This window comes from Streptomyces sp. SID11385 (genome assembly GCF_010548245.1).
Taxonomy (GTDB): domain Bacteria; phylum Actinomycetota; class Actinomycetes; order Streptomycetales; family Streptomycetaceae; genus Streptomyces.
The window spans coordinates 1-1,329 of the sequence record NZ_JAAGLR010000797.1 but is presented as its reverse complement, the minus strand read 5'-3'; the positions used below and the strand labels follow the sequence as shown (position 1 = coordinate 1,329).

The following is a 1,329-nucleotide window of genomic DNA, read 5'->3' as shown; positions in this document are numbered from 1 at the left end:
CCGCGGGCGGGGCCGCGCGGCCCGAGGCCGGGCGGCAGCCGCAGCGCGAGGCGCACGGGGCGACCGCCGTCACCGCGCCCGAGGCCCCCGACGCGGCGGGCGAGGCGCAGGGCGACGAGGAGACCCCCGTGGTGACCGAGGTGGTCAGCGCGCCCGGTCCCGACGGGCAGCCGATGCGCGCGACCCGCGAGGTCAGCGGGATCACGCGGGACACCGCACGCCCCGAGGGCGGCGGGCGCGCCGCCCCGGCCGACGCCCCCGCCCCCGCGCGGCAGTGGCCGATCATCAGCGTCCTCGCGACCACGGGCTTCGGGCTACTCGTCACCGGGCTCGGTTTCTTCCGCGTCGGCACGCTGCTCGTGGGCCTCGCGCTGCTGCTCGGCGCGGTGCTGCGCTGGACGGTGGGCGCGGTGGGGATGCTCGCCGTGCGCTCGCGCTTCACGGACACGCTCACGTACGGGATTCTCGGCCTGGTCGTCTTCTTCCTCGCGCTCATGGTCCAGCCGAACCCCTGGCTCGTGATCCCCTTCCTCGACGAGATCCTGCACTTCACCGTCGACTGACGGGCCGCCGTGCGGCGAGGGACGGGCCGGGATCACTTGTGCGCGCACGGTGCCCGGAATGTTGCGTCCACTGACGCCTTCCGCGCATTCCGCCGCCTTCCCCCTTCGCGCCCTGTTCGTACCTGATTGACTGGACGTGCCGTTGCCCGGCGTGCGACGGTGCGTCCTCCGCTTCCGAATGCTCCCGTGCGCCCCCCTTCGGTGGAACTGTCGCTCTTGGCGGGGGCGTTCTGATGGGTAGGCCAGGACGGGGCCCGGCGGGGCCGGTCCGGGCGGACGGGGCCGGCTCGCGGGCCGGGGGAGAGCAGGCACAGGGGGACGAGGGGGGAACGATGCCGCGTTGGAAGGCGCTGCCCGAGGGGCTCGATCCGCAGATACGGGAGTTCACGGGGCAGTTGCGCCGGCTCGTGGACCGCTCCGGGCTCAGCGTCGCGGCGCTCGCGGACCGTACGGGCTACAGCAAGACGTCCTGGGAGCGTTATCTGGGCGGCCGCCTGCTCGCGCCGAAGGGCGCGGTCATCGCGCTCGCCGAGGTGACGGGCGCCCAGCCGCACCACCTGACCACGATGTGGGAGCTGGCCGAACGGGCCTGGAGCCGCGCCGAGTCGCGGCACGACCTGACGATGGAGGCCGTCCGCGTCTCGCAGGCGCGCGCGGCGCTGGACGAGCGGCCCGCCCCGGCCCGCGCGGCGACGGCCACGTACCCGGAGCGGGCCACCGGACCGGTCCGCGAGGACCAGGAGCGGGGCGTGCGGGGGGAGCCGTT

Annotated in this window: 2 protein-coding genes; both read left to right on the top strand. The window is 75.5% G+C overall.

What is annotated here, in order from left to right:
- The coding region (locus G3I42_RS24550) for a DUF3017 domain-containing protein (RefSeq protein ID WP_164289372.1) at positions 1-563 on the top strand (563 nt) is incomplete at its 5' end.
- A 332-nt stretch (positions 564-895) separates the two neighbouring features.
- Positions 896-1,329, top strand: a 434-nt coding sequence (locus G3I42_RS24545) for a helix-turn-helix transcriptional regulator (RefSeq protein ID WP_239096648.1), incomplete at its 3' end; no start/stop codon positions are given.